The sequence below is a fragment of the Petrotoga miotherma DSM 10691 genome (genome assembly GCF_002895605.1).
GTDB classification, from domain to species: domain Bacteria; phylum Thermotogota; class Thermotogae; order Petrotogales; family Petrotogaceae; genus Petrotoga; species Petrotoga miotherma.
Genome location: NZ_AZRM01000044.1, coordinates 1 through 1,182 on the forward strand (window position 1 = coordinate 1; position 1,182 = coordinate 1,182).

The following is a 1,182-nucleotide window of genomic DNA, read 5'->3' on the forward strand; positions in this document are numbered from 1 at the left end:
GAGTCGTTCACTATTAGAAGACTTCCACGTTTTATGGTTTGAAAACGATCTTGAGGGATATTGATTTTGGATAAATAGTATGGATCGATTGGTAAGTCAATGTATCTCAAAAACAACAATCCTGAAAGTAAGTCTAATATCTGACCTTCACTCCAATAATTGTTCAGTGTTACCATGAAATCTTCTTTAAGAATTTTGGCGTAAACAGTTGTGGCGTGGTTCTCATTGTACTCAAAGTTTTCTAAAACGGCATCATTTTCATCTTTGGTTCCAAAGGTTAGTTGGTTCAGATGCTTCGGCGCCAATTCTTTTAATATCGAGTAGTCTCCATTGATTATCAAAACCCCTTTATCCATGCTACTTGTTATTTTCATCTTTTCTTTAGCCACCGTTTCTAAGGAATCTAAAAACTCCAAATGTGAAGCCCCTACGTTTGTGATGATAGCGACATCTAAATTAAAGTATCTCGACAAAAACTCAAGGTCTCCTTTTTTTCTAAGACCCTCTTCTAGTATGACGGTTTCTTCGTTGTTATAGTTGTTTAAAATAGATAGGGGTATTCCTATTTCAGTATTCAAATTCATCTCGTTTCTAAAGGTTTTGAAATAGGCTAACAACAAATAGTACAAGCATTCTTTCGTGGTGGTTTTCCCAGTGGAGCCAGTTATTCCAATCTTTAATTTAGAGTTTTTATTGATTAGTGTTGAAGCAGAGATAAGCATTTCTTCTAGGACATTGTTGACTTTGATTATTTTTTCTTTTGGATAACCTTCAAGATCTTTTTCAACAATTACGTAGGATGCTCCATTTTTCAATGCGTCGTTTATAAAAAGATGTCCATCCGTCTTCTCACCTTTTAAACATAAAAACACGTCACCTTTGTTGACTTTTCGAGAGTCAATTTGAAAGTTATGACCTTTATATTTTAACCGTTCCAACACTACCTTCCCGAACTCCTTTTTATTTTGTTGATTAGTTTTTTTGTTACTTCGAAGTCGTTGAACTCAACTTTTTTTCCGTGGGCGAAAAGTTGGTATTTTTCATGACCTCTTCCCGCTATGATTACCATGTCTCCTTTGTTGGCAAATCTTAAGGCTGTGTCTATGGCGGTTTCTCTATCTGGTATGATGATGAAATGTTTATCTTTGCCAATACCTTTTGATACATCTTCTATTATTTGGT

General features: G+C 34.9%; 1 protein-coding gene and 1 pseudogene. Both read right to left on the reverse strand.

The genetic code is table 11. The annotated features are described in order from the left end of the window. On the reverse strand, positions 1–941 hold a 941-nt coding region (locus X928_RS07970), incomplete at its 3' end, for a Mur ligase family protein (RefSeq protein WP_103079260.1). Continuing rightward, a pseudogene (locus X928_RS07975) lies at positions 941–1,182 on the reverse strand (UDP-N-acetylmuramoyl-L-alanyl-D-glutamate--2,6-diaminopimelate ligase); the annotation flags it as partial. The gene X928_RS07970 and the pseudogene X928_RS07975, both read right to left, overlap by 1 nt.